The following is a 20,713-nucleotide window of genomic DNA, read 5'->3' as shown; positions in this document are numbered from 1 at the left end:
GCGCTTATGTGAAATGAAAGATTTAGGAGCGGTGCCCGCTACCGCCGGCCTTGACTTCCGCTCCGTCGCTGCGTCCGAGCCGGGACGATTGGCGGGCCGTTATGATCGAAAGCCAGAACAGCAGCAGAGCGATCACCGGATGCAGCGGACCTGCTGCCGATAGATGGGCTGTCATATATTGGGCAAATATCATCAGGAACAGTCCCGCGCTCTGCAGCTTGAGGCCTGCAGGCCATTTCGCTGGAAAGGCCAGCAAAAACATCAGGATCGGAATAAACTCAATGATGTGCACGAACGACGTATGCTTGCTCCAATGTCCCGGATCCTGGAAAATAGCCATGCCCGCCAGCAGCGTCTGAAGCCCGACGGAGAGCACGAACGCCCAAGCCAATAGCTGAAACACCCCTCTCGAGAACCGGATGACGGCTTCGGAGGAATTCCCCTTGTTCGCTTTCATCACTGGCTCCCCTCCCCCTGCTTTTGCGGCAACCCGGCCAGGACAATACTGACAACCGCTCCGATCCCTGCCAGCCCAAGCGGCAAATATTTAATTCCCATTGCCGTCTCACTCCAGAGCAGGCCGATACCTCCAAGCGCCTCCGAAATCAGCAGGCCAAGCATAAAGCCTCCAGCGGCCCAGCATGCGGTTTTAATGAAATTGGTCATCCAGACAAACTCCCCTTCCGCGTGTCATCTTCGTTTATAAGAACATACTAGCAGGGAACTGTTGTGAACTTGTGACATTCCTTTGCGATTCCCGTGAAATTCCCCCGTCCTCCCCCTCCAATGTGTATAATGTGGGCAGAACAGATGAAAAGTGGAGGTGTCTTTCCATTGCCGCATACTTTGCTGCTGGTCGACGATGAAGAAAAGGTGCTCGAGTTTATGGTTCCTTTCCTGAGACAGGAGGGCTTCGAGACCGTGACCGCCCGAACCGGCCCGGAAGCTGTCCGCATCGCACGGGAACGAAAACCGTCGCTCGTCGTTCTGGACTGGATGATGCCCGGGATGAGCGGCATTGACGTGTGCCGGGAGCTGAGGAAGGAAGGCCGTATAGGCATCATTATGGTGACGGCGCGCACGGAGGAGACCGACAAAATTGTCGGGCTCGAAGTCGGAGCCGACGACTACATGACCAAGCCGTTCTCCTTAAGGGAGCTGGCAGCCCGGATACGTGCCGTACTTCGGCGGATCGAGGGCTTGGACACGGCGGCGCAGACGCTGCTGCGGGGGGAGCTCGCCATATCGGAGGAGCAATGCCGCGTGTGGAAGCGCGGGGAGGAATTAGCGCTCACGCCGACCGAATTCAAGGTGCTGCTGGCGCTGGCAGCCAGACCGGGCGTAGTCTATAGCAGGCTGCAGCTGCTTCAATCCGCCCTGGAGGACGACTATATGAACGATGAGCGGACGGTCGACGCTCATATCAGCCGCATACGCCGGAAACTCGAAGACGATCCGGCCAAGCCGGTTTATATCCATACGGTTTACGGCTTCGGCTACCGGTTCGGAGACCGGTTATGAGCGTCAGGCACAAGCTGTTCCTGGCGATGTCCTCCATCATCCTGCTGATGGGACTTCTGTTCGCTTTTCTGACGCAATCCGTCATCTGGGGCATTCTCCGCTCCCAGCTGGACGTGGACCGCCGTCATGAAGTGACGGAGCTGGCGGATCGTCTGCTGGCGGCCTATGAAGAAAATGGCCGCTCATGGGAAACGGCGGACCGCGTTAATGAACTGCCTGCTCCGGATACAATCGGCGGACACAAGCAGGCCAGCTATGCGATCACGAGTTCTGCCGGCGGTATGATCGTCTTCCGCGGACCGCTCGCTCCGCAGCAAGTCAGAAGGCTGGGCCAGCAGCAGCCGCTTTATTCGGCGGACGGCGCTTCGTTCCGCTTGCACTACAGCGACGAGGAGGTCGCAAGCCGGGCCATTGTTCGAGCCGGGATCGGCAGCTCGGTTACCGTGTTCCTGCTTGGAGGCGGGATTTTGCTCGCCCTTCTTGCTCTTGTGATCGCCTACCGCTTGTCCGCCAAGCTGACAGCGCCGCTTCACGCGCTGCTGCCGGCTATCGAACGGCTGGGCCGCGGCGAGCCCGGCGTGCAGGCTCCCGTTACGTCCAAGGATGAATACGGGCAAGTCGCGCTCGCTTTCAATCAGATGTCGGACCGGATTCGGCGCGCCGAGGACGCGCGCAAAAACCTTGTAGCCGATGTCGCTCATGAGCTGCGGACGCCGCTTACCATTGCCAGAGGCAAGCTGGAGTGGATTCAGCAGAGCGGCCAGGCCGTAGAGCCTGAGCAGCTGCTTCCTCTGCAGGACGAGCTGCTCAGGCTTACGCGTCTCGTGGATGAGCTGCATCAGCTGTCGCTGGCTGAGGCGCGGCGGCTGACCCTGGAGCGCAGGCCGGTGGCCATGGTGGAGCTGCTGGAGCGCAGCCTGGAACGCATCCGGATGGAGGCGGAGGACAAGGAGCTTCTCCTCACCTTAAACGTCCCGCCAAGCCCTGTTCCCACCCTCTGGGCAGACCCTCACCGGCTGGCCCAGGTGTTCCTCAATCTGCTCGCCAATGCCATCCGCTACACTCCGCAGGGCGGCTCCGTTACCGTAACCGTTAACCTGCTCCGCTCCCCGGACGCCGACTTGCTGCAGGTCGCCGTTGCCGATAGCGGGATCGGCATTGAGGAGCAGCATCTCTCCTCGCTCTTCGATCGGTTTTACCGGACAGATGAAGCGCGGAACCGGAACAGTGGCGGCATGGGAATAGGGCTTGCGATCGCCAGAGAGTTCGTGCTGCTGCACAAAGGAACGCTGGAGGTGGCCAGCTCTCCGGGAAAAGGCTCGACGTTTACGGTTACTTTGCCTTATATGACACCACCCATGTCGCCCTAAGCGTTCGTCATGGCAGCAGGCTCACCCAACGTCCGCGCACTATACGTTCGGCTCATTTTCTCATTGCCGGCGGTTAGCCAGCGGTTGGCCTTCGGCCTCCTGCCCTCATACCTTCCGGCCATCTGCATGCAAGCGCAACAAAGAACCTTCGTCACCGCTCGCTTGCCCGCCAAGCCGGTTTCGAAGGTTCTTCGTTTATTTGAAATCGCAGGACTTATACCATTTTATTGAATTCCTTCCGCAGGCGTTTAATAATCCGTTTCTCCAGCCTGGATATATACGATTGCGAGATGCCCAGCATGTCCGCAACGTCCTTCTGTGTCTTCTCTTCCCCGTTCTGCAAGCCGAAACGCAGCTCCATGATGATGCGCTCCCGCTCCGTCAGCTTATCGAGCGCCTTGTGGAGCAGCTTGCGGTCCACCTGTTCCTCGATGTTTCGGTAGATGGTGTCATTCTCCGTACCGAGCACATCCGACAGCAGCAGCTCATTGCCATCCCAGTCGATATTGAGCGGTTCGTCGAACGACACCTCGGTGCGGATCTTGCTGTTGCGCCGCAAATACATTAAAATTTCGTTCTCGATACATCTGGATGCGTAGGTGGCCAGCTTGATCTTTTTCTCCGGATCGAACGTATTGACCGCCTTGATCAATCCGATGGCGCCGATCGACACCAGATCCTCGATATTGATGCCTGTATTTTCAAACTTGCGCGCAATATAAACTACCAGGCGCAGATTCCGCTCAATCAGTACCCCGCGGATGGCCGCATCGCCCGTTGGAAGCTTCTCCAGCAAATATTCTTCCTCTTCGCGGGTGAGCGGGGGCGGCAGCGCTTCGCTTCCTCCGATGTAGTAAATCTCATTTCCTTTGAGCCCGACCAGCAGCAGCAGACGAAAATACATAATTTGCAGCATCAGCTTCCATTTCACTAACATGTTCGGCTTCCTCCTGTTCAGGGTATGGTTGATCGTGCCTGCCGGCAAGGGCGCTCTGAATCGCTCCGTTATCCATTGCCTGCCTGTACAAGCGACGGATGAATGATGGCCTGATAAGCGTTATCCGAGCTAAGCCGTCCGCCGTCCAATCCAATCAGTACCTTAAGCGTCTCCGTCTGGCCCTGCTCGGTCGTAATGATCACCTTGTCCGGCTTCAGCGCCAGCATAAACTGCGTGCTGCGGTTTACTCCCCGATAAGGGACAAGACGCAAGCGATCCTGCCAGATAAATGAGTCCATGCCAATCGCGCTGACAATCTGGTCCACCTCCGCCCGGCGTATTTTCTCCATCCAAGCCTCAGGAATCCACTCGCCCCACTGGGATGCCTCCATCACCATGACCGGCGTTCGCGTCAGCGGATCGTACAGCTGGTTCCCGGTGTCGATCAGCCCCGTACAGCTCGAGGCGACGCAATCGATATGCACGTCCACCTTCGCCATAAGCGAGGCCAGCTCTTGCTTGCGCTTCAAAGCCTGAACGACCACACGGTATATCCAGACGGCAACCGGTATACCGACAGCGATCAGCGTCAAGGTTCCCGTCAGTCCGCGCCCCAGCAAGATACCGCTCAGCAGCTCGGGAGCTGAGAGTCTGGCATACATACATCCGACTACGACGCCTGCCGCCACAAAATTGACCATATAGAATGCACCCAAATTCCGCAAAAAATGCTGAAGCCCGCCAAAGCCGAAAGCCGTCCACAACATGAAGAGCGAGAACAGAAATTTTACAAGAAAGGTGTACATGAAGCCAAGCGGCGGAAAAAATAAAAAAATGGCATAGCTGCCGCCGATCGCAGCAGCCGTCAAAAGCCGCCAGAGGCGAAAACGCAGCTTGCGCGACCAGGCGGTAGTCCATAGCAATGTGCCGTCTATCAGCACATTCATTAGGAAAATGATATCGAGATACACCACCATTTTCCGTCACCTCCTCCGCGCGCCGCCGGCATTTCCGCGAATGAGACAAGTATATAGTAATCCTATTCCAAAGTCTGTCTAATCATGCCGCCGCGACCGGACTATTTTTGTCGCTTCCTGGGGAGGGAACGGGGGTTATGCGGCAGCTTCGCAGCCGCTGCGGCCAAACCAAAAAACCGACCCTCGAAGGGCCGGTTGGCGGTCGTACACGGATTATTATTTGTTGTCGAAGCCCCCGCGGTTGCGGTTGCGCAGAAACGCAGGAATGTCGAGCTGATCGTTGGAAGATTGTCCGCCGAACGGACGCAGATTGTTCAGCCGCGAATCCGAAGATTCCTGAGGCTGACTGCTGGCGCCGGCTGAAGTGCCAGAAGTCGCCGGCTTTTTCGCCGGAGGTGCCGTCAGGTTCTTGTGCTCGAAGCCTGTAGCAATGACGGTGACCATGATCTCGTCCTTCAATCTTTCGTCAATGACCGCTCCGAAAATCATGTTCACTTCCAGGTCGGAAGCGGAAGCGACGATATCGGCAGCTTCATTGACTTCATACAAGGACAGATTGGCGCCGCCCGTAATATTCATTAGCACGCCTCTTGCGCCGTCGATGGACGTTTCCAGCAGCGGAGACATGATCGCCTGCTTGGCCGCATCCGCAGCACGGTTCTCGCCTGTGCCGACACCGATCCCCATCAGGGCGGAGCCCCGTTCGGTCATGATCGTTTTGACATCGGCAAAGTCGAGATTGATCAGACCGGGAACGGCGATCAGGTCGGAGATCCCTTGCACGCCTTGCCGGAGCACGTTGTCCGCCGTGCGGAACGCTTCAAGCATAGGCGTCTTTTTGTCGACAATCTCCAGGAGCCGGTCATTCGGGATAACGATCAGCGTATCGACCTTCTCCTTAAGCGCAGCGATGCCTTGATCCGCCTGGAGCGCACGCTTGCGTCCCTCAAACGTGAACGGCCGCGTAACGACGCCGACTGTCAGAGCGCCGCATTCCTTGGCGATCTCCGCAATAACCGGAGCTGCGCCCGTTCCCGTGCCGCCGCCCATGCCTGCGGTAACGAAAACCATGTCGGAGCCCTTGAGCGCATTGAAAATCAGCTCGCGGGATTCCTCCGCCGCCTTCTTCCCTACCTCCGGATTGGCCCCGGCCCCGAGGCCGCGCGTCAGCTTGTCCCCGATCTGCAGCTTCGTCTCCGATTTCGCCAGATGAAGCGCCTGAGCATCCGTGTTTACCGTAATGAACTCTACGCCTTTGACGCCATTCTCGATCATCCGGTTGACGGCGTTGCTTCCGCCGCCGCCGCAACCGATGACCTTTATTTTAGCCAGATGGTCCGTGTCCATATCAAATTCAAACATACTAGCGTCTTCCCCCTCATTAGGCTTTAAACCGTACAATCTTTAGCCACACGATGACGTTCGGTCTAAATAAATTCGCTTAACCAATTTTTAAAACGTTCCATAGCCGAGGGCTTTTGCTCCTGGCCGGGAGATGCCTTCTTGTTAGCAACTGTCCTTTTGGCTCCTGAGCTTTGCTTGGCACCACGCACATACTTGGAAGCATATTGAATGATACCGACGCCGCTGGTGAAGGAAGGATCACGAACGCCGATGTAATCAGGCACGGCAATTCGTACGGAAGACGCAAGCTCATGCTGGGCAACAGGCAGAATCCCCGGTATGGACACCGTGCCGCCGGAGAGAACATATCCTCCTGGAAGCTCGGAGTAACCGAGGCGCTGGACCTCCATCCGGATCAGGTGGAAAATCTCCTGAACCCGGGGTTCGATGATATTCGCCAAATCCACCTGCGAGAACTCCTTGTCCACATTGCTGCCGATCCGGTTCACTTTGAATACTTGATCCGGGGCCGCATGATCGACGATCGCACAGCCGAACTTCAGCTTGATCTTCTCTGCGATATCGGCTTGTGTCCGCAGACCGTAAGCAATATCGTTCGTAATGTATTCGCCGCCGATAGGCAGCGTCGAGGTCGCAACCATACGATTCTCATCGAAAATCGCAATGGTCGTGGCTCCTGCGCCGATATCCACCAGCACCGTGCCGATCGCTTTCTCATCCTTGGACAACGCCAAGTGACCGGCCGCGAGCGACATCAGGATCAGGCCGGATACTTTCAGTCCCGACTTCTCCACGACACGCAGCAGGTTGTGGACCGCCGTCTTCGTACCCGTGACGATCGTAGCCTCAACCTCGAGCCGTACTCCGATCATACTGCGAGGATCGTAAATTTGGTCCGTTCCATCCACTACGTATTGGTTAGGCACAACCCCGATAATCTCGCGCTCCGGCGCGAGCGGAATGACCTTGGCCGCCTGGATGACGCGCTCAATATCTTCGTCGCCGATCTCCCTGTCTTCATTGGACACGGCGACAACGCCATGACTGGACTGCAAGGCAATATGGTTGCCCGAGATACCGACATACACTTCGGCGATCTGGATGCCGACCATCCGTTCCGCATGATCCACTGCGCTGCGGATCGACTGCACGGTCTGATCGATATCTACGATGGCTCCCTTGCGTATTCCTTGCGAGTCGGCAGATCCAACTCCAATTATATTAATGGCGCCGTTTACGACTTCTCCAATAATAGCACGAACTTTGGATGTACCGATGTCCAAACTAACAATGATGTCATTGCTGCTCAACCCCGTGGCACCTCCTGTATTGTGTAGTATAAATGAGCCTTGGTCAGCAAACCTGCTTGTAACTATTCCACACGGCTCAGCCGTTTCCTCTTTTTTTTGCATTCTTTTTTGAACGTAAGCTGAAATTATCCCATAATTTTAATAATATCATTATTCGGAGAGCAAAAGTAGGAACTTTGGAACTAGAATTAGGCCTATAGCCTCTGTCGGAGAAAGACGACAATTCTATTCTTTCGGCGGCGCCTTCTCTTCCTTGCTTCCTTGCGAAGACGTGTTTGTTTTCCCGGTCGATTTGCCGGAGGTATCCGTCGCTTTCTTCGCCCCCGACGTCTCCTGTGCGGGAAATGGAGCATGCGAGTCCGCCAGCAGCATGGTCAGCACGCCGCTTGTGATGTTATTGTCGCGCAGCTTGGCTATGAAGGTCTCCATGTTCGGCATCTTCTGAGGGAGAAATTCGATGGTCGTGACGACCTCGAACTGCGTCCGCGTGTACATCTTGATCCGGTCCGGGAACGACTGGCTCGGCGAAGGCTTGATCTCCGACACGTCGGAGAACAGGGACGGATCAAGCCCCGCCATGGCCCGGCACAGCTCGACCTTAAGCGGGTCATCCTTCGCCCAGCCTGACAGGATAGGCATGTCCAGCTTCGCTCCCTGCATCGTGACAGGGACGACGCTGCCGTCCGCCAGCAGCGCTTCGATCTGGCCGTTCTCGCCGAATTGGTACGCCACCTTCGGGTATTCCTGAACTTGGATCTCGATGCGGCCCGGGAAGCGCTTCTTGACTTCGACCGATTCGATCATGCGCAGCGCCTTAATCTGCCCGGCGATGCCGTCGGTCGATACGGAGAAGAAATGATCGCCCGGATTGACGGCGGCAGCCTTGCGGATCTGTTCCTCCGCCACCAAGGCTTGTCCACTGATCGTAACCTCGGTAATCTTGCTTAGAGAAGACTGAAAGAACAATATGAGCAGCAGCGTGATGAAGAACAGGAATAGAAACAGGAGCAGCTTCCTGCTGCTTCGGCTTCGCGGCTTGTGCTGCTTCATCACGGGAAGTCTGTCCTCCATGACGGCCTCCTCTTCGTAAGTATGTAAACCGCCGGCTATCCCCGTTCCCATCAAGAAAGGAGGGATAACCCGGCGGCAGCTTTCATATGCTGGTAGTAGAGAATCGGAATTATTCCATGGCAACCGGCGTAGTCCGGTTAATCGTCGCTCCGAGCGACCTCAGCATGTTCTCGATGCGGTCATACCCCCGGTCGATATGATGAATCTGCTCGATGACCGTCGTGCCTTGTGCGGCTAGCCCCGCAATGACAAGCGCAGCTCCTGCCCGCAGATCGGTCGCTTCGACCGTCGCGCCATACAGTCGGGGTACTCCCCGGATAATGGCCGCATTCAGGTCGACACGGATATCCGCTCCCATCCGCGACAATTCGTCAACATGCTTAAAGCGGCCTTCAAACACGGTTTCCTTCACGATGCTTACGCCATCTGCGAGACTGAGGAGAACCATAATCTGCGATTGCAAATCTGTCGGGAAAGACGGATAAGGGCTGGTCACGATACGCTCCACCGCCTTCAGCCGGGAAGGCGCGGATACCACTATTATATCACCGTCGATCGCTATTTGAACACCTGAACGCTTTAGGACGTGGATGGCGGAAGTCAGATGCGCAGGGCAAACCCCTTTGAGCGCCACTTGACCCCGGGTGACGGCTGCAGCAATCATCAGCGTACCTGCGACAATCCGGTCCGGGATAATGCGGTAAGTACAAGGGACGAGCTCCTGGACGCCTTCGATCGTAATCGTATCGGTACCGGCCCCGATGATCCTCGCCCCCATGGCGTTGAGGAAATTCTGGAGATCCTGAATCTCCGGCTCGCGGGCGGCATTGGTGATCGTCGTCTGGCCTCTGGCCATGACGGCCGCCATCATGATGTTTTCCGTCGCGCCGACGCTCGGATAATCCAGCATGATATCCGCTCCGGTGAGCTCAGCCGCCGTACACACAATCCGGCTTCCGTTATCCTCGATGTGCACCCCCAGAGCCATAAGTCCCTTCAGATGAAGATCGATCTTCCGTTCCCCGATCGCACACCCTCCGGGCTGATACAGCTCTACCCGTCCGAGGCGGGCAAGGAGCGGCCCCATCAGGAAGATGGAGGATCTCATCTGACTCATCAAATGCTCGGGAATGTGAAATTGATGGACGGCTGCCGTATTGACCGTCACGATCTCGCCTGTCTGTTCGGCCTTGCAGCCGAGTGAACGCAATATCCCCAGCATCACTCCGATATCCGAAAGCTCCGGTACGTTTTCCAGCACGACCGTGCCTTCCGCCATGATGCTCGCTGCCAGGATCGGCAGAGCGGCGTTTTTGGCGCCGTGAATATGGATGGCTCCCGATAGAGGTTTCCCGCCTTCGATAACCAACTTTTCCAAAATCCCACCTCCGATTTACCGCTCACCCACCACCAATACTTCAGGTACGAGCTTAACTCCGAATCGGGCTTGGATTTCTGCTATGATTTGTTCGATTAAAGTGAGCACGTCGTGGGCTGTCGCCTGCCCCGTATTGACGATAAAGTTGGCATGCAGGGGGGAGACCTGAGCGCCGCCGACACGCAGACCCTTCAGGCCCGCCTCCTCGATCAGCTTAGCCGCATGATGGCCTTCCGGATTCCGGAAGACGCTGCCCGCGCAGGCCAGCTGCAGAGGCTGCGTTCGCAGCCGGCGGTCCTTGTAGGCAGCCAGCGCAGCCGCTATTTCCTTGCGATCGCCATGCCTCAGCCGGAATTCCGCTTCGGTGACGATGCCCTGCTTCGTCTGCAGGATGGAATGCCGGTACGCATACGCCAAGTCCTCATTGTGATACGTTGCCAACTCTCCCGTTGGGAGCAGTACTTCAGCCCGCTGTAAAATTCGTGACACATCAGAGCCGTGCGCCCCGGCATTCATGTAGACGGCGCCACCCACAGTCCCCGGTATGCCTCCGGCGAACTCAAGTCCGGTCAAGCCTTCCTTGCCCGCGATTACCGAGAGCTTGATGAACGAATATGCGCCGCCGGCTATTACCGACTCCCCTTCAATCCGCACGGCATTCAGCGCATCCCCCAGCTTGATGACCACGCCCCGAATGCCTTTGTCGGCAACCAGCATGTTGGAGCCCCGGCCGATAACCGTCCAGGGAACCTGCCTTTCATGCAGCAGCTTCACCGCCCGGATCAGCTGATCCTTATCGCGGGGAATGAGCAGGCAATCGGCGGGACCGCCTATTTTCCAGGTCGTGTAGGGGGCGAGCGGCTCCTGGAGTTTAACCTCTCCGAACGATCCGTTCAGCAATTCCGATATGACTTGTTGCATGGGATCAACCTCCTTCACAGAACGCCTGGCGCGCCATACAGCATAGGCGCTGTATCCGATCACGCAGGGGCGGGCTTCCGGGTCTCTTTCTTTCGGAAGACCGCCTCCCGCCGCTTCGCCGGGTGTCTGTCACGGTTATAGTGTAGTTTATGTGAAACGGCACAGAGTGTGACAATCGCCTATCTGCAAAATTCGTCAAGAGGCGGGAAGCTTGAATCTTTCGATCAACCGGACAATCGAGTCGGTTCCATTGCCATAAGGATTGTCCGCCATCCGCAGCTTCATGCCTGCGCTGTCGCTCTGCAGCGCCGCCAGTCCGGATACAAGCGTCTGAGGCGTAAGCTCCTCCTCCTGCAGCACATGGGCATACCCCTGCCTCTCGAAGGACTCGGCATTGAGAATCTGATCGCCCCGGCTGGCTTGTCTGGAGAGCGGAATGAGCAGCATCGGCTTGCGCAAGGCCAGAAATTCGAAGATCGAGGTCGAGCCTGCCCGGGACACGACGAGATCCGCGCAGGCGAGCAGCTCCGGCAGCTCGTCCTTGACATATTCGAACTGCCGGTAGCCTCGGACGCCGTCCAGGCTGGCCTCCGCATGCCCTTTCCCGCAAATATGTATAATCTGATAGCTTTGCAGCAGCGTTTCCAGCGACGCGCGAATCGCTTGATTGATGCGCTGCGCTCCCAGACTGCCTCCCATGATGAACAGCACGGGCTTCTGGGTATGGAAATCGCAGCGCGCTATGCCCTTTGCAGCCTTGCCGGCCAGTATTTGCTCGCGGATCGGGAGCCCGGTGCATTCTCCTTTGTCCTGGCGGACATGGGCCAGCGTCTCGGGAAACGTGACGCAGATGCGCGAGACGAACGGCATCGAGATGCGGTTGGCCAGCCCCGGCGTCAGATCGGATTCATGCGAGATGACCGGAATGCCCAGCATGCGGCTGGCCACGATCACGGGCACGGACACAAATCCGCCCTTCGAGAACACAATCTGCGGGCGTATGCGGCGCAGCAGCCTGTAAGCCTGCAGCGTGCCTTGAAGCACCCGGAACGGGTCCTTAAAATTTTTCAGGTCGAAATACCGGCGCAGCTTGCCTGAAGCGATATGATGAAACGGAATGCCCTCATGTTCGATAATTTCGCGTTCAATGCCGTCGCGGGAGCCGATGTAGGCCATCTCCCATCCGCTTTGCCTCAGGCGATTCATGATAGCCAGGTTGGGCGTCACATGCCCTGCCGTCCCTCCGCCGGTAAAAACGATTTTATTCATAGCCCAGTCACCTCGAGTAACGTGAAATATTAAGCAGCACGCCGATCGAAGTCAGCATGAGCGTCAGCGATGAGCCACCGGCGCTGATCAGCGGAAGCGTAATGCCGGTAACCGGGAACATGCCGATGACAACGCCGATATTGATGACGACCTGCACCGCGATCATGCCGACGATGCCGGTAGCCAGCAGGCTGCCGAACGCATCCGGAGCGGTAATGGCGGTACGCATGCCTCTCCAGACAAGCACCATGAACAGCAGCAGCACGCAAGTGCCTCCGATGAAGCCAAGCTCCTCGGCGATAATGGAGAAGATAAAGTCCGTTTGCGGTTCAGGCAAATAGCTGTATTTCTGCCGGCTCATCCCAAGTCCCAGACCGACCAGCCCTCCCGGCCCGATGGCATAAAGCGATTGGATCGACTGATAACCTGCCCCAAGAGGGTCCTGCCAGGGATCGAGGAAGGCTGTGATTCGCTTCAGGCGGTATGGCGCCGCAATGATAAGGCCGACGAAGCCGACCACCCCGACGAGGCCGAAATAGGACAGGTGGCGCAGACGAGCCCCCGCCGCATAAATAATAAGCAGGGAGGCCCCCACCAGGACCGCGCCCGTCCCCAAGTCAGGCTGAAGCATGATCAGTCCGAAGGCCAGTCCGACCAGACCGAGCGGAGGCAGCAGCCCGCGCGTGAACTCCTTGATCGGATGATGCTGGCTAGAGAGCCACTTGGCCAGGAAGATGATCATCCCCATCTTCATGAATTCCGAGGGCTGGATGCCGAACGAGCCGATCCCGAGCCAGCTCCGAGCTCCTCCCCGGACAACGCCGATGCCGGGCACCAGCACGGCGACCAGCAGCACGAAGCAAACGATCAGCGCGATCTTCGCGTATTTTCTCCACACCTCATAATCGGTGTTCATCGTGAAAAACATGGCGATAACGCCAAGTGCGGCAAACAGCGCCTGACGCTTCAAATAATAGAAGGCATCGCCGAATTCGCGAAACGCCAGCACTGCGCTGGCGCTGTACACCATCACCACGCCGATAACAAGCAGCAGCAGCGTTGAGCCGAGCAAATATAGATCCGGAGCCGACCGTGGTTTGACCATTACGTCTCACACCTCTAACCTGGTTAAATTAGGAGGGCGGACGCCGCAGATGATCCGGCCATGCAGCCTGGTGCAGGCTGAGCTTGTCACCCTCCTGTTTAAAGGTTATGCACGGACTGCTTAAACATGCGTCCCCTCTCTTCATAAGAAGGAAACATATCCCAGCTGGCGCAAGCCGGCGAAAGCAGCACGACATCGCCCGGCTCGGCCAAGGCGAACGCTGCGCGCACCGCCTCCGTCACCGCGTCCTGCACTTGCTTAGCAGTATCGACGGTTTTCACCCTGCTCATGCCTGCGAGCCTCGCGACCCGGACGATTTTGTCCTTCGTCTCCCCGAACGCCACAATCCCTTTGACCTGCCTGGCCAGAGCCGGCAGCAGCTCCATGTAGTCGGACCCGCGGTCAAGCCCTCCGGCGATCAGGACAATGTCCTGGCTGAACGACTCGATCGTCTTGATCGTAGCCGTCGGATTGGTCGCTTTGGAGTCGTTGTAGAACAGCACGCCGTCTTTCTTGGCCACAAATTCCAGCCGGTGCTCAACCCCGTGGAAGCTGTGCAGCACCTCGGCGATGACAGCCACCGAGACGCCCGAGGCGATAGCGATCGCCGAAGCGGCAAGCGCATTTTCCACATTGTGGCTGCCTGGAATGCCCAGCTCGTCATGCCGGATTATCGGATGCTCCACACCTTGCTCATCCCTGTAGACGAGCATCGACGCCTGTCCCGCTTCCTTCGCGTCCAGCAGCGGCGGCTTTGCGTACAAGCCGTACTCCAGCTCCCGGCGCACGGAGAAAGGAAGCACGCGAGAGGTTAAGCCCTCTGCCGTCTGGCGGCAGACCGGTTGGTCCCAGTTCAGCACGGCCGTGTCCTCCGGCCCCAGGTTGGCGAACAGCTTTTGCTTGGAGCGGACATAATCCTCCATCGAACCATGGTAGTCCAGATGCGTCTCGTAGACGTTCAGCAGACAGGCGATGGCCGGTCGGAAAGCCTGCGTTCCCTTCAGCTGGAAGCTGCTGAGCTCGACGACCATCCGGTTGTCTTCCCCGGCCTCCAGCGCAGCCTCCGTCAAAGCTCGCCCGATATTGCCGGCAACGATCGGCTTCAGACCACCCGCCTCCAGCATCAGGCCGGTCCACGTCGTCGTCGTCGTTTTGCCGTTGGAGCCGGTGATTCCGATGATCGGAGCTTTGCTGAGACCAGCCGCCACCTCCACCTCGGTCACCACGTCGATGCCAAGCTCGGCAGCCCGCCGCACCGGCTCGACGCTGTACGGGATTCCCGGATTTTTCACCACTAGCGCCACCCCTTCGTGGATCAGGCCAGGGGGATGACTCCCGCAAACAACAGAAATACCCAGAGCCTCCAGATCGTCGGCTTCAGGGCATCCCTCGCGCTCTTTCTTATCGTTAACCGTTACATACGCCCCGGCCTCATGAAACCACTTGGCAACGGCGACACCGCTGCGCGCCAGGCCGAGTACAACGACCTGGCGTCCGCGGTAAGCAGCAGGATGCTCCATCCTTACAACACCTCATTAATATAGAGTCCAACACCGGCCAACAGAATACCGGCCGTCCAGAACGAAATTACGACCCGCCATTCGGACCAGCCAACCAGCTCGAAGTGGTGATGGATCGGGCTCATCTTGAATACGCGTTTCCCCCGGGTTTTGAAAGAAACGACCTGGATGATGACCGACAAAATCTCGATCAGAAACACCCCGCCGATCAAGGCCAGCAAAATTTCCGCCTTGGTCAAAATCGCAACCGCCACCAAACCTCCGCCGATGCCGAGCGATCCCGTATCTCCCATAAATACCTTGGCCGGATGAGCGTTGAATACGAGAAATCCAAGCACGGCTCCAACCATCGCCGCCGAGAAAATAGCCACGTTCGGCTGCGTATTGTTCAGCGCGATGATGGCATAGGCTCCGAAAGCAATGGCGCTCGTGCCCGCCAGCAAACCGTCCAGACCGTCCGTGAAGTTGACCGCATTGGACGTGCCCAGCATCAGGAAGACGACGAACGGGAAGTAAAGCCAGCCCATATCGAACATGATATTCAGATAAGGAAGCCGGATCTCCGTGCTGTGCCCGGACAAAACAAGCAGGTAGCAAACGACGGCTGCAATGAGCAGCTGCCCGAACAGCTTCTGCCTGGCTGTCAGCCCCAGCGAGCGCTTGAATAAAATTTTGATATAATCATCCAGAAATCCGACAAACCCGTAACCGAGCGATGCCAGCAGCAGGATCACCGTCTCCAGATTTTTTTCTCCGAAGCGCAGGACGGCCAGCGCCAGGGCCAGCATGATGATGATGCCGCCCATCGTCGGCGTGCCCGCTTTCTTCAGATGGCCCTGCGGCCCGTCGGTCCGGATCTGTTGTCCGAACTTCAGCCTCCGCAGCAGCGGAATGCCGAGCGGCCCCATAATCAGCGCCAGCAGAAATGCTACCCCCAGCGTGATCATCACAATTTTAAAATCCACCGGTTTACCCCCCCAATTGCATAACAAAAGCGGCTACCTGCTCCATGCGCATGCCGCGTGATCCTTTGATCAGCACCACATCCTGCGGCGCTGCGGCAGCGCGGAGCGCGCGAGCCAGCTCCTCTTTATCCTGATAATGCATTACCGTCCCTGCCGGGAATCGCTCCATCGCCCCTTCGGCCAGATAGGCCGCAAGCGGGCCGAAGGCGAATACGCCCGCAACTTCGCCAGGATCGAGGAAGCGGCCGACCTCCCGGTGCAGCTCGGCCTCATCCGGGCCCAGCTCCAGCATATCGCCGAGACAGGCAAATTTCCGCCCGTACCCCTCGGCTTCATGCAGCAGCGTCAACGCCGCCCGCATCGCCGTCGGACTGGCATTGTAAGCATCGTTCCAGACGGTCAGCCCGTCCGGCGCCTGCAGCACCTCGATGCGCATCCCGGTTACCGTTACGCCGGACAAGCCGGCGGCGATTGCGTCGTCGTCCAGGCCGAAGTACCGTCCGACCGCATAGGCGGCCAATGCGTTCAGCACATTATGAGCACCCAGAAGCGGAATATGATATTCCCGTTCTCCGCCGCCGCCGAGCTTGAAGCGCGAACCCTTCCTATCCATGCTTATGCCGGCGGGAAACAGCTCATTCCCTGTTACCGCTCCAAACCGCACCCGGAGGTAAGAGTCCTTCTCCCGGGCTCCCGCCTGCGCGAGCTCCGTCAATGCAAGCTCCATCAGCGGTTCGTCGCCGTTGTACACAAGCGTTCCGCCGGGCTGCAGGCCGGACAAAATTTCCGTTTTTGCACGGGCAATCTCCTTCCGGCTGCCGAGCTGCAGCAGATGCGCTTCTCCGATATTGGTGATGACGGCCACTTCAGGCTCGGCGAGCTTCGAGAGCAGCTCGATTTCGCCCCGGCCGCTCATGCCCATCTCCAGCACGGCTATTTCCGTGTCCTCCGCCAGCTCCAGCAGCGTGAGCGGAAGACCGATATGATTGTTATAATTACCGCCGGTTTTGTGTACCCGAAACACAGTGGACAAGACGGACGCCGTAAAATCTTTGGTCGTTGTCTTGCCATTGCTGCCGGTAATGCCGACGATGCGGGTTTTCAGCTGCTTCCGGTAGGCGACGGCCAGACGCTGAAGAGCCGCCAGGCAATCGTCAACGACGATCAGCGGCACGCCTTCCGGCTGTCCCGGATGTCCGCTCTGCCATAGCGATGCCGCCGCTCCGCGCTCGAACGCCGCCGTGACGAACCGATGACCGTCGAAGGCTTCGCCGATCAACGGAATGTACAGATTGCCCGGGGCCAAGGTCCGCGTGTCTTTGGATACGCCCCGTACCGTTATTTCCTCCGCCGAAGGCAGCTCGAGGCGGCCTCCCGCCATGGCGGCTATATCAGCCAATGTCCGTTTGATCACGACAGCTCGCCCCTTATCGCTTGTTTGGCGATCAGCCGGTCGTCGAACGGATGCTTGACGCCGCCTGTCTCCTGGTAGGTCTCATGCCCTTTGCCCGCGATCAGCACGATATCCTTCGGCTTCGCCCGGCTTATCGCCCGGCTGATCGCTTCCCTGCGGTCCGCGATCAGCTCGTAACGGCTGTCGTCCGCGCCCGCCTCGCGCAAACCCGGTTCAATATCCAGCAGGATGCGCTCAGGGTCCTCGAACCGCGGATTATCGCTGGTTGCCAGGACGTAATCGCTGTACTTGGCGGCAACGGCCCCCATGAGGGGCCGCTTGGTCCGGTCCCGGTCTCCGCCGCAGCCGAAAACGCAGATCACCTGGCCTTCGGCAAATTGCCGGATGGTTGCCAGCGCATTCTCCAACCCGTCCGGCGTATGCGCATAATCGACAAGCACCAGATAGGGCTGGCCCGCGCTGACGACTTCCATGCGCCCTTCTACGCCATGCAGCTTTGACAGGCTTTCGGCGATGCGCTCCAGCTCTATCCCCTCCGCGAGGGCGGCGGCAACGGATGCCAGCACGTTGTAGACGTTAAACCGCCCGACCAGCCGGACACGGATATCCGCCGAGCCCTTGAAGGTGACGCAGCGAAACGACGTGCCCTCCGCTGTCATCACGATGTTCTCCGCCCTTACATCCGCTTCCGGACGGTCGATCCCATAGGTGATCGTCTGGGCTGCCGTCACCTGAAGGAACGCTTCGAAAGCAGGGTCATCCGCGTTGAACACAGCGAACTGCCGCTCATCCGGATGTGCCGCATATTCGTTGCCCAGCCTGGAGAATAGCAGGCTTTTGGCATCGCGGTACCGGTCCATCGTCCCGTGATAATCCAGATGGTCCTGAGTGAGATTGGTAAATATCGCGGTCCGGAACCGGCAGCCCTTCACCCGTCCTCTGTCCAGCCCATGCGAGGATACTTCCATCAGCGTATAGTCTGTGCCGCAATCGGCCATTTCCCGGAGAATGCGCTGCAGCTCCAGCGCCTCCTGCGTATTGGTCGCCAGGTTCTCCCGGTACTCGTCGCCCACCTTGATGTGGATATTGCCCATCAGGCCGGTCCGGAAGCCTTGATCGCTTATTATATGCTCCAGCACATAAGTCGTCGTCGTCTTGCCGTTCGTCCCTGTCACTCCGATCAAGCGCAGCTCCCGGCTCGGATGCCGGTAGAAATGAGTGGCGAGAGCCGCCATCGCGCTCCTTGCGTCCCGTACGAGCAGTACGGGAACCCCGAGCTCCAGCTCGCGTTCGGCTACCAGAGCGACGGCCCCCTTCTTGACGGCCGTCTCGGCATAGTCATGCCCGTCGCTTGCCAGGCCCGGTATACATATGAATGCATCGCCCGGCTTCACCTTCCGGGAATCGATCGCGAGCCCGGTTACCTCCGTATCGCCGTCACCGATAAGCCGGCTTGTAAGCAGCTGGGCGAACAGTTCCTTAAGCTGCATCGAGAGTCCCTCCATTTTTACACATGGTATCTATTATGTACAAAAACTAGCGCGATGAAAAGCCTATTTTTATTCACCTGCTAAAAATCTCGCGAACCCTCTCCCATAACGAAGGCTCGCGGACAGCCGGCTGCACCAAAGTAGGCGCAGGCCCGCCGGGCGTTCCTGTGTCGGACAAGTAGATGCGGATGGTAGAGCCCTGCTCCACGCGGGTACCTGCTTTGGGAACCTGATTGATCACGGTTTTACCTACACCCGACTTGGCCAGCTGAAAGTTCATGTTCAGGTCCTCATAAATATCGGAGACTGTGCGTCCCACCAGCTCGGGCACCTCGACGATCGGCGTGTCTCCATAGACGTACTTGCGGTCCAGCTGATCGGTCCGCGGAGGCACCTTCATATAGCGCAGCGTGTCGGCCATTATATTTTTCACGAGCGGAGCCGCAATCAGACCGCCGAACTGGACGCCCTGCGGATCGTCAACCGCCGCATAGATCACAACCTTCGGATCGTCCGCCGGCGCAAAGCCGATAAACGAAACGATATGCTCATCCGACGAATATCGGCCGTTGATGACTTTCTGAGCCGTACCCGTTTTGCCGCCCACCCGGTATCCGTCGATAAACGCGTTGCGGCCGGTGCCGTTCGCTACGACGCTCTCCAGCGTCTCGCGCACCTGCTTGGACGTCTGCTCCGAGATGACCTGGCGGACAAGATTTGGCTCGACCTTCTGCACCAATTCGCCGTCCTCCGGCTTATACCACGCCCGCGCGACATGCGGCTGATAGAGCTTGCCGCCATTGATGGCCGCCGAGATGGCCGCCACCTGCTGGATCGGCGTCACCGAAACCCCCTGGCCGAATGACGTAGTCGCCAGCTCGACGGGACCGACGCGGGACGGCTTGAACATGATGCCGTTCTCCTCGCCGCCGAGATCGATGCCCGTTTTTTTGCCGAAGCCGAAATTATGAATGTAGCTGAACAGCTTCTCCTTGCCCAGACGGTCTCCCATTACGACAAACCCGGGGTTGCAGGAATTTTCCACGACCTGCAGGAAGGTCTCGCTGCCGTGGCCTTGACGCTTCCAGCAGCGAAGCCGGGCGCCAGCAACCTCGATCGAGCCTTTATCGTAGAACGGATCGCTCAGATTGATCTTCTTTTCCTCAAGCGCTGCGGCCAGCGTAATGATCTTGAAGGTAGATCCCGGCTCGTAAGTCATCCAGATCGGCAGGTTGCGGTTGTAATTCTCCACCGGATAAGCCCCGTAGTTGCCCGGCTCGAAGCCCGGCCGGGAGCCCATCGCCAAAATCTCCCCGTTGCTCGGGTCCATCGCGATGGCGATGACATGCTTGGGCTGATATTTGACCATCGCCTGATCCAGCTCGCGCTCCATAATCGCCTGGATGTTGCTGTCGATCGTCAGTTGCAGGTTAAGCCCGTCCTGCGGTTGACGATACAGCTCGCTGGAGCCGGGCATCGGCTTCCCGGCGGCATCCACCATATGCTGGATACTGCCGTTAATTCCCTTGAGCAGCTTGTCGTACTTCAATTCTATGCCTGTCAGTCCTTGATTATAGCCCCCGGTGAAGCCCAGAATATGAGCGGCTAGCCCCCCGAACGGATAATACCGCTTATTGTCCTCCGCCACGACGATGCCCGGCAGCTGAAGATTGCGGATTTCCTGCGCTTTCTCCTGCGTAATCTTCCGGCCGCTCGGCTTGATATAAACTTGCGATTGGCGAACCGTGATCTGCTTGTAGATCGTCTCTTCATCGGCATCCAGCGCTGTCGCCAAGGCGGAAGCCGTCGCTCTCGGGTCCTTGATCTGAACGGGAATCGCCATCACTGTCGGCGTGCTGATATTATAGGCAAGCTGAACGCCGTTGCGGTCCAGCACCTCGCCCCGCTTGGCCGTCACTTCGATATTGCGCCGCCAGTTGTCCTCCGCTTCCTGGGACAGCTTCGGCCCCATCCAGATCTGCACAAACGCGAGCCGCACCACCAGCGCGATAAACAAAATCGTTCCTATTATCAGTGCGGCGAATAGTCGTCGACGAACCGTTACGTTCGATGCCTTCATGCCCGCTCAATCCCTCCTGA

At 58.1% G+C, this 20,713-nt stretch carries 18 protein-coding genes; 2 read left to right on the top strand and 16 right to left on the bottom strand.

Translation table 11 applies throughout. The annotated features are described in order from the left end of the window. Window positions 1-22: 22 nt before the first annotated feature. Together BLR08_RS08375 and BLR08_RS08370 are read right to left on the bottom strand one after the other, a co-directional pair. The gene (locus BLR08_RS08375; protein ID WP_176835457.1) at window positions 23-457 is read right to left on the bottom strand and encodes a DUF6220 domain-containing protein; all 435 of its coding nucleotides are present in this window, start codon (window positions 455-457) and stop codon (window positions 23-25) included. After that, window positions 457-666: a DUF5957 family protein gene (locus BLR08_RS08370; protein ID WP_072328726.1), complete on the bottom strand. Its 210-nt coding sequence runs from the start codon at window positions 664-666 to the stop codon at window positions 457-459. The genes BLR08_RS08375 and BLR08_RS08370 overlap by 1 nt, the downstream gene beginning before the upstream one ends. Window positions 667-834: 168 nt before the next feature. Between BLR08_RS08370 and BLR08_RS08365 the strand changes: the two genes are divergently transcribed. Beyond that, window positions 835-1,521 (top strand): response regulator transcription factor, encoded by a 687-nt coding sequence (locus BLR08_RS08365; protein WP_072328725.1) that lies wholly within the window; start codon window positions 835-837, stop codon window positions 1,519-1,521. Beyond that, window positions 1,518-2,891: a sensor histidine kinase gene (locus tag BLR08_RS08360; protein WP_072328724.1), complete on the top strand. Its 1,374-nt coding sequence runs from the start codon at window positions 1,518-1,520 to the stop codon at window positions 2,889-2,891. The genes BLR08_RS08365 and BLR08_RS08360 overlap by 4 nt, the downstream gene beginning before the upstream one ends. 214 nt (window positions 2,892-3,105) lie before the next feature. On the opposite strand, the gene sigE is transcribed toward BLR08_RS08360, so the two are convergent. The 14 genes from sigE to BLR08_RS08290 form a co-directional block, all read right to left on the bottom strand. Beyond that, window positions 3,106-3,828, bottom strand: a complete 723-nt coding sequence (gene sigE, locus BLR08_RS08355; RefSeq protein WP_072328723.1) for an RNA polymerase sporulation sigma factor SigE — start codon at window positions 3,826-3,828, stop codon at window positions 3,106-3,108. 68 nt (window positions 3,829-3,896) lie between these two features. Beyond that, window positions 3,897-4,805, bottom strand: coding sequence for a sigma-E processing peptidase SpoIIGA (gene spoIIGA, locus BLR08_RS08350; protein ID WP_072328722.1), 909 nt, complete (start codon window positions 4,803-4,805; stop codon window positions 3,897-3,899). 216 nt (window positions 4,806-5,021) lie between these two features. Continuing rightward, on the bottom strand, window positions 5,022-6,167 hold the full coding sequence (gene ftsZ, locus BLR08_RS08345; RefSeq protein ID WP_072328721.1) for a cell division protein FtsZ: 1,146 nt from the start codon (window positions 6,165-6,167) through the stop codon (window positions 5,022-5,024). Window positions 6,168-6,232: 65 nt separating this feature from the next. After that, window positions 6,233-7,480 (bottom strand): cell division protein FtsA, encoded by a 1,248-nt coding sequence (ftsA, locus tag BLR08_RS08340; RefSeq protein WP_072328720.1) that lies wholly within the window; start codon window positions 7,478-7,480, stop codon window positions 6,233-6,235. Between the two features lie 225 nt (window positions 7,481-7,705). Beyond that, window positions 7,706-8,551: a cell division protein FtsQ/DivIB gene (locus tag BLR08_RS08335; protein ID WP_072328719.1), complete on the bottom strand. Its 846-nt coding sequence runs from the start codon at window positions 8,549-8,551 to the stop codon at window positions 7,706-7,708. A 109-nt stretch (window positions 8,552-8,660) separates the two neighbouring features. Beyond that, window positions 8,661-9,929, bottom strand: coding sequence for a UDP-N-acetylglucosamine 1-carboxyvinyltransferase (murA, locus tag BLR08_RS08330; RefSeq protein WP_072328718.1), 1,269 nt, complete (start codon window positions 9,927-9,929; stop codon window positions 8,661-8,663). 15 nt (window positions 9,930-9,944) lie between these two features. Further along, complete coding sequence (murB, locus tag BLR08_RS08325) at window positions 9,945-10,850, bottom strand: UDP-N-acetylmuramate dehydrogenase (protein WP_072328717.1); 906 nt, start codon at window positions 10,848-10,850, stop codon at window positions 9,945-9,947. A 195-nt stretch (window positions 10,851-11,045) separates the two neighbouring features. Then, window positions 11,046-12,119: an undecaprenyldiphospho-muramoylpentapeptide beta-N-acetylglucosaminyltransferase gene (locus BLR08_RS08320; protein ID WP_072328716.1), complete on the bottom strand. Its 1,074-nt coding sequence runs from the start codon at window positions 12,117-12,119 to the stop codon at window positions 11,046-11,048. Between the two features lie 7 nt (window positions 12,120-12,126). Then, the gene (spoVE, locus tag BLR08_RS08315; protein ID WP_072328715.1) at window positions 12,127-13,224 is read right to left on the bottom strand and encodes a stage V sporulation protein E; all 1,098 of its coding nucleotides are present in this window, start codon (window positions 13,222-13,224) and stop codon (window positions 12,127-12,129) included. A gap of 98 nt (window positions 13,225-13,322) precedes the next feature. After that, the gene (gene murD, locus BLR08_RS08310; RefSeq protein ID WP_072328714.1) at window positions 13,323-14,744 is read right to left on the bottom strand and encodes a UDP-N-acetylmuramoyl-L-alanine--D-glutamate ligase; all 1,422 of its coding nucleotides are present in this window, start codon (window positions 14,742-14,744) and stop codon (window positions 13,323-13,325) included. A 2-nt stretch (window positions 14,745-14,746) separates the two neighbouring features. Then, the gene (mraY, locus tag BLR08_RS08305) at window positions 14,747-15,709 is read right to left on the bottom strand and encodes a phospho-N-acetylmuramoyl-pentapeptide-transferase (RefSeq protein ID WP_072328713.1); all 963 of its coding nucleotides are present in this window, start codon (window positions 15,707-15,709) and stop codon (window positions 14,747-14,749) included. A gap of 4 nt (window positions 15,710-15,713) precedes the next feature. Continuing rightward, window positions 15,714-17,123, bottom strand: coding sequence for a UDP-N-acetylmuramoyl-tripeptide--D-alanyl-D-alanine ligase (gene murF, locus BLR08_RS08300; protein WP_072328712.1), 1,410 nt, complete (start codon window positions 17,121-17,123; stop codon window positions 15,714-15,716). After that, window positions 17,120-18,613, bottom strand: a complete 1,494-nt coding sequence (locus BLR08_RS08295; protein ID WP_072328711.1) for a UDP-N-acetylmuramoyl-L-alanyl-D-glutamate--2,6-diaminopimelate ligase — start codon at window positions 18,611-18,613, stop codon at window positions 17,120-17,122. The genes murF and BLR08_RS08295 overlap by 4 nt, the downstream gene beginning before the upstream one ends. Before the next feature lie 73 nt (window positions 18,614-18,686). Next, window positions 18,687-20,693 (bottom strand): stage V sporulation protein D, encoded by a 2,007-nt coding sequence (locus BLR08_RS08290; protein WP_083536772.1) that lies wholly within the window; start codon window positions 20,691-20,693, stop codon window positions 18,687-18,689. Between the last annotated feature and the right edge of the window lie 20 nt (window positions 20,694-20,713).

Source organism: Paenibacillus sp. cl123 (assembly GCF_900101595.1).
Classification (GTDB): domain Bacteria; phylum Bacillota; class Bacilli; order Paenibacillales; family NBRC-103111; genus Paenibacillus_G.
This window is presented reverse-complemented; position numbering and strand designations above follow the sequence as displayed.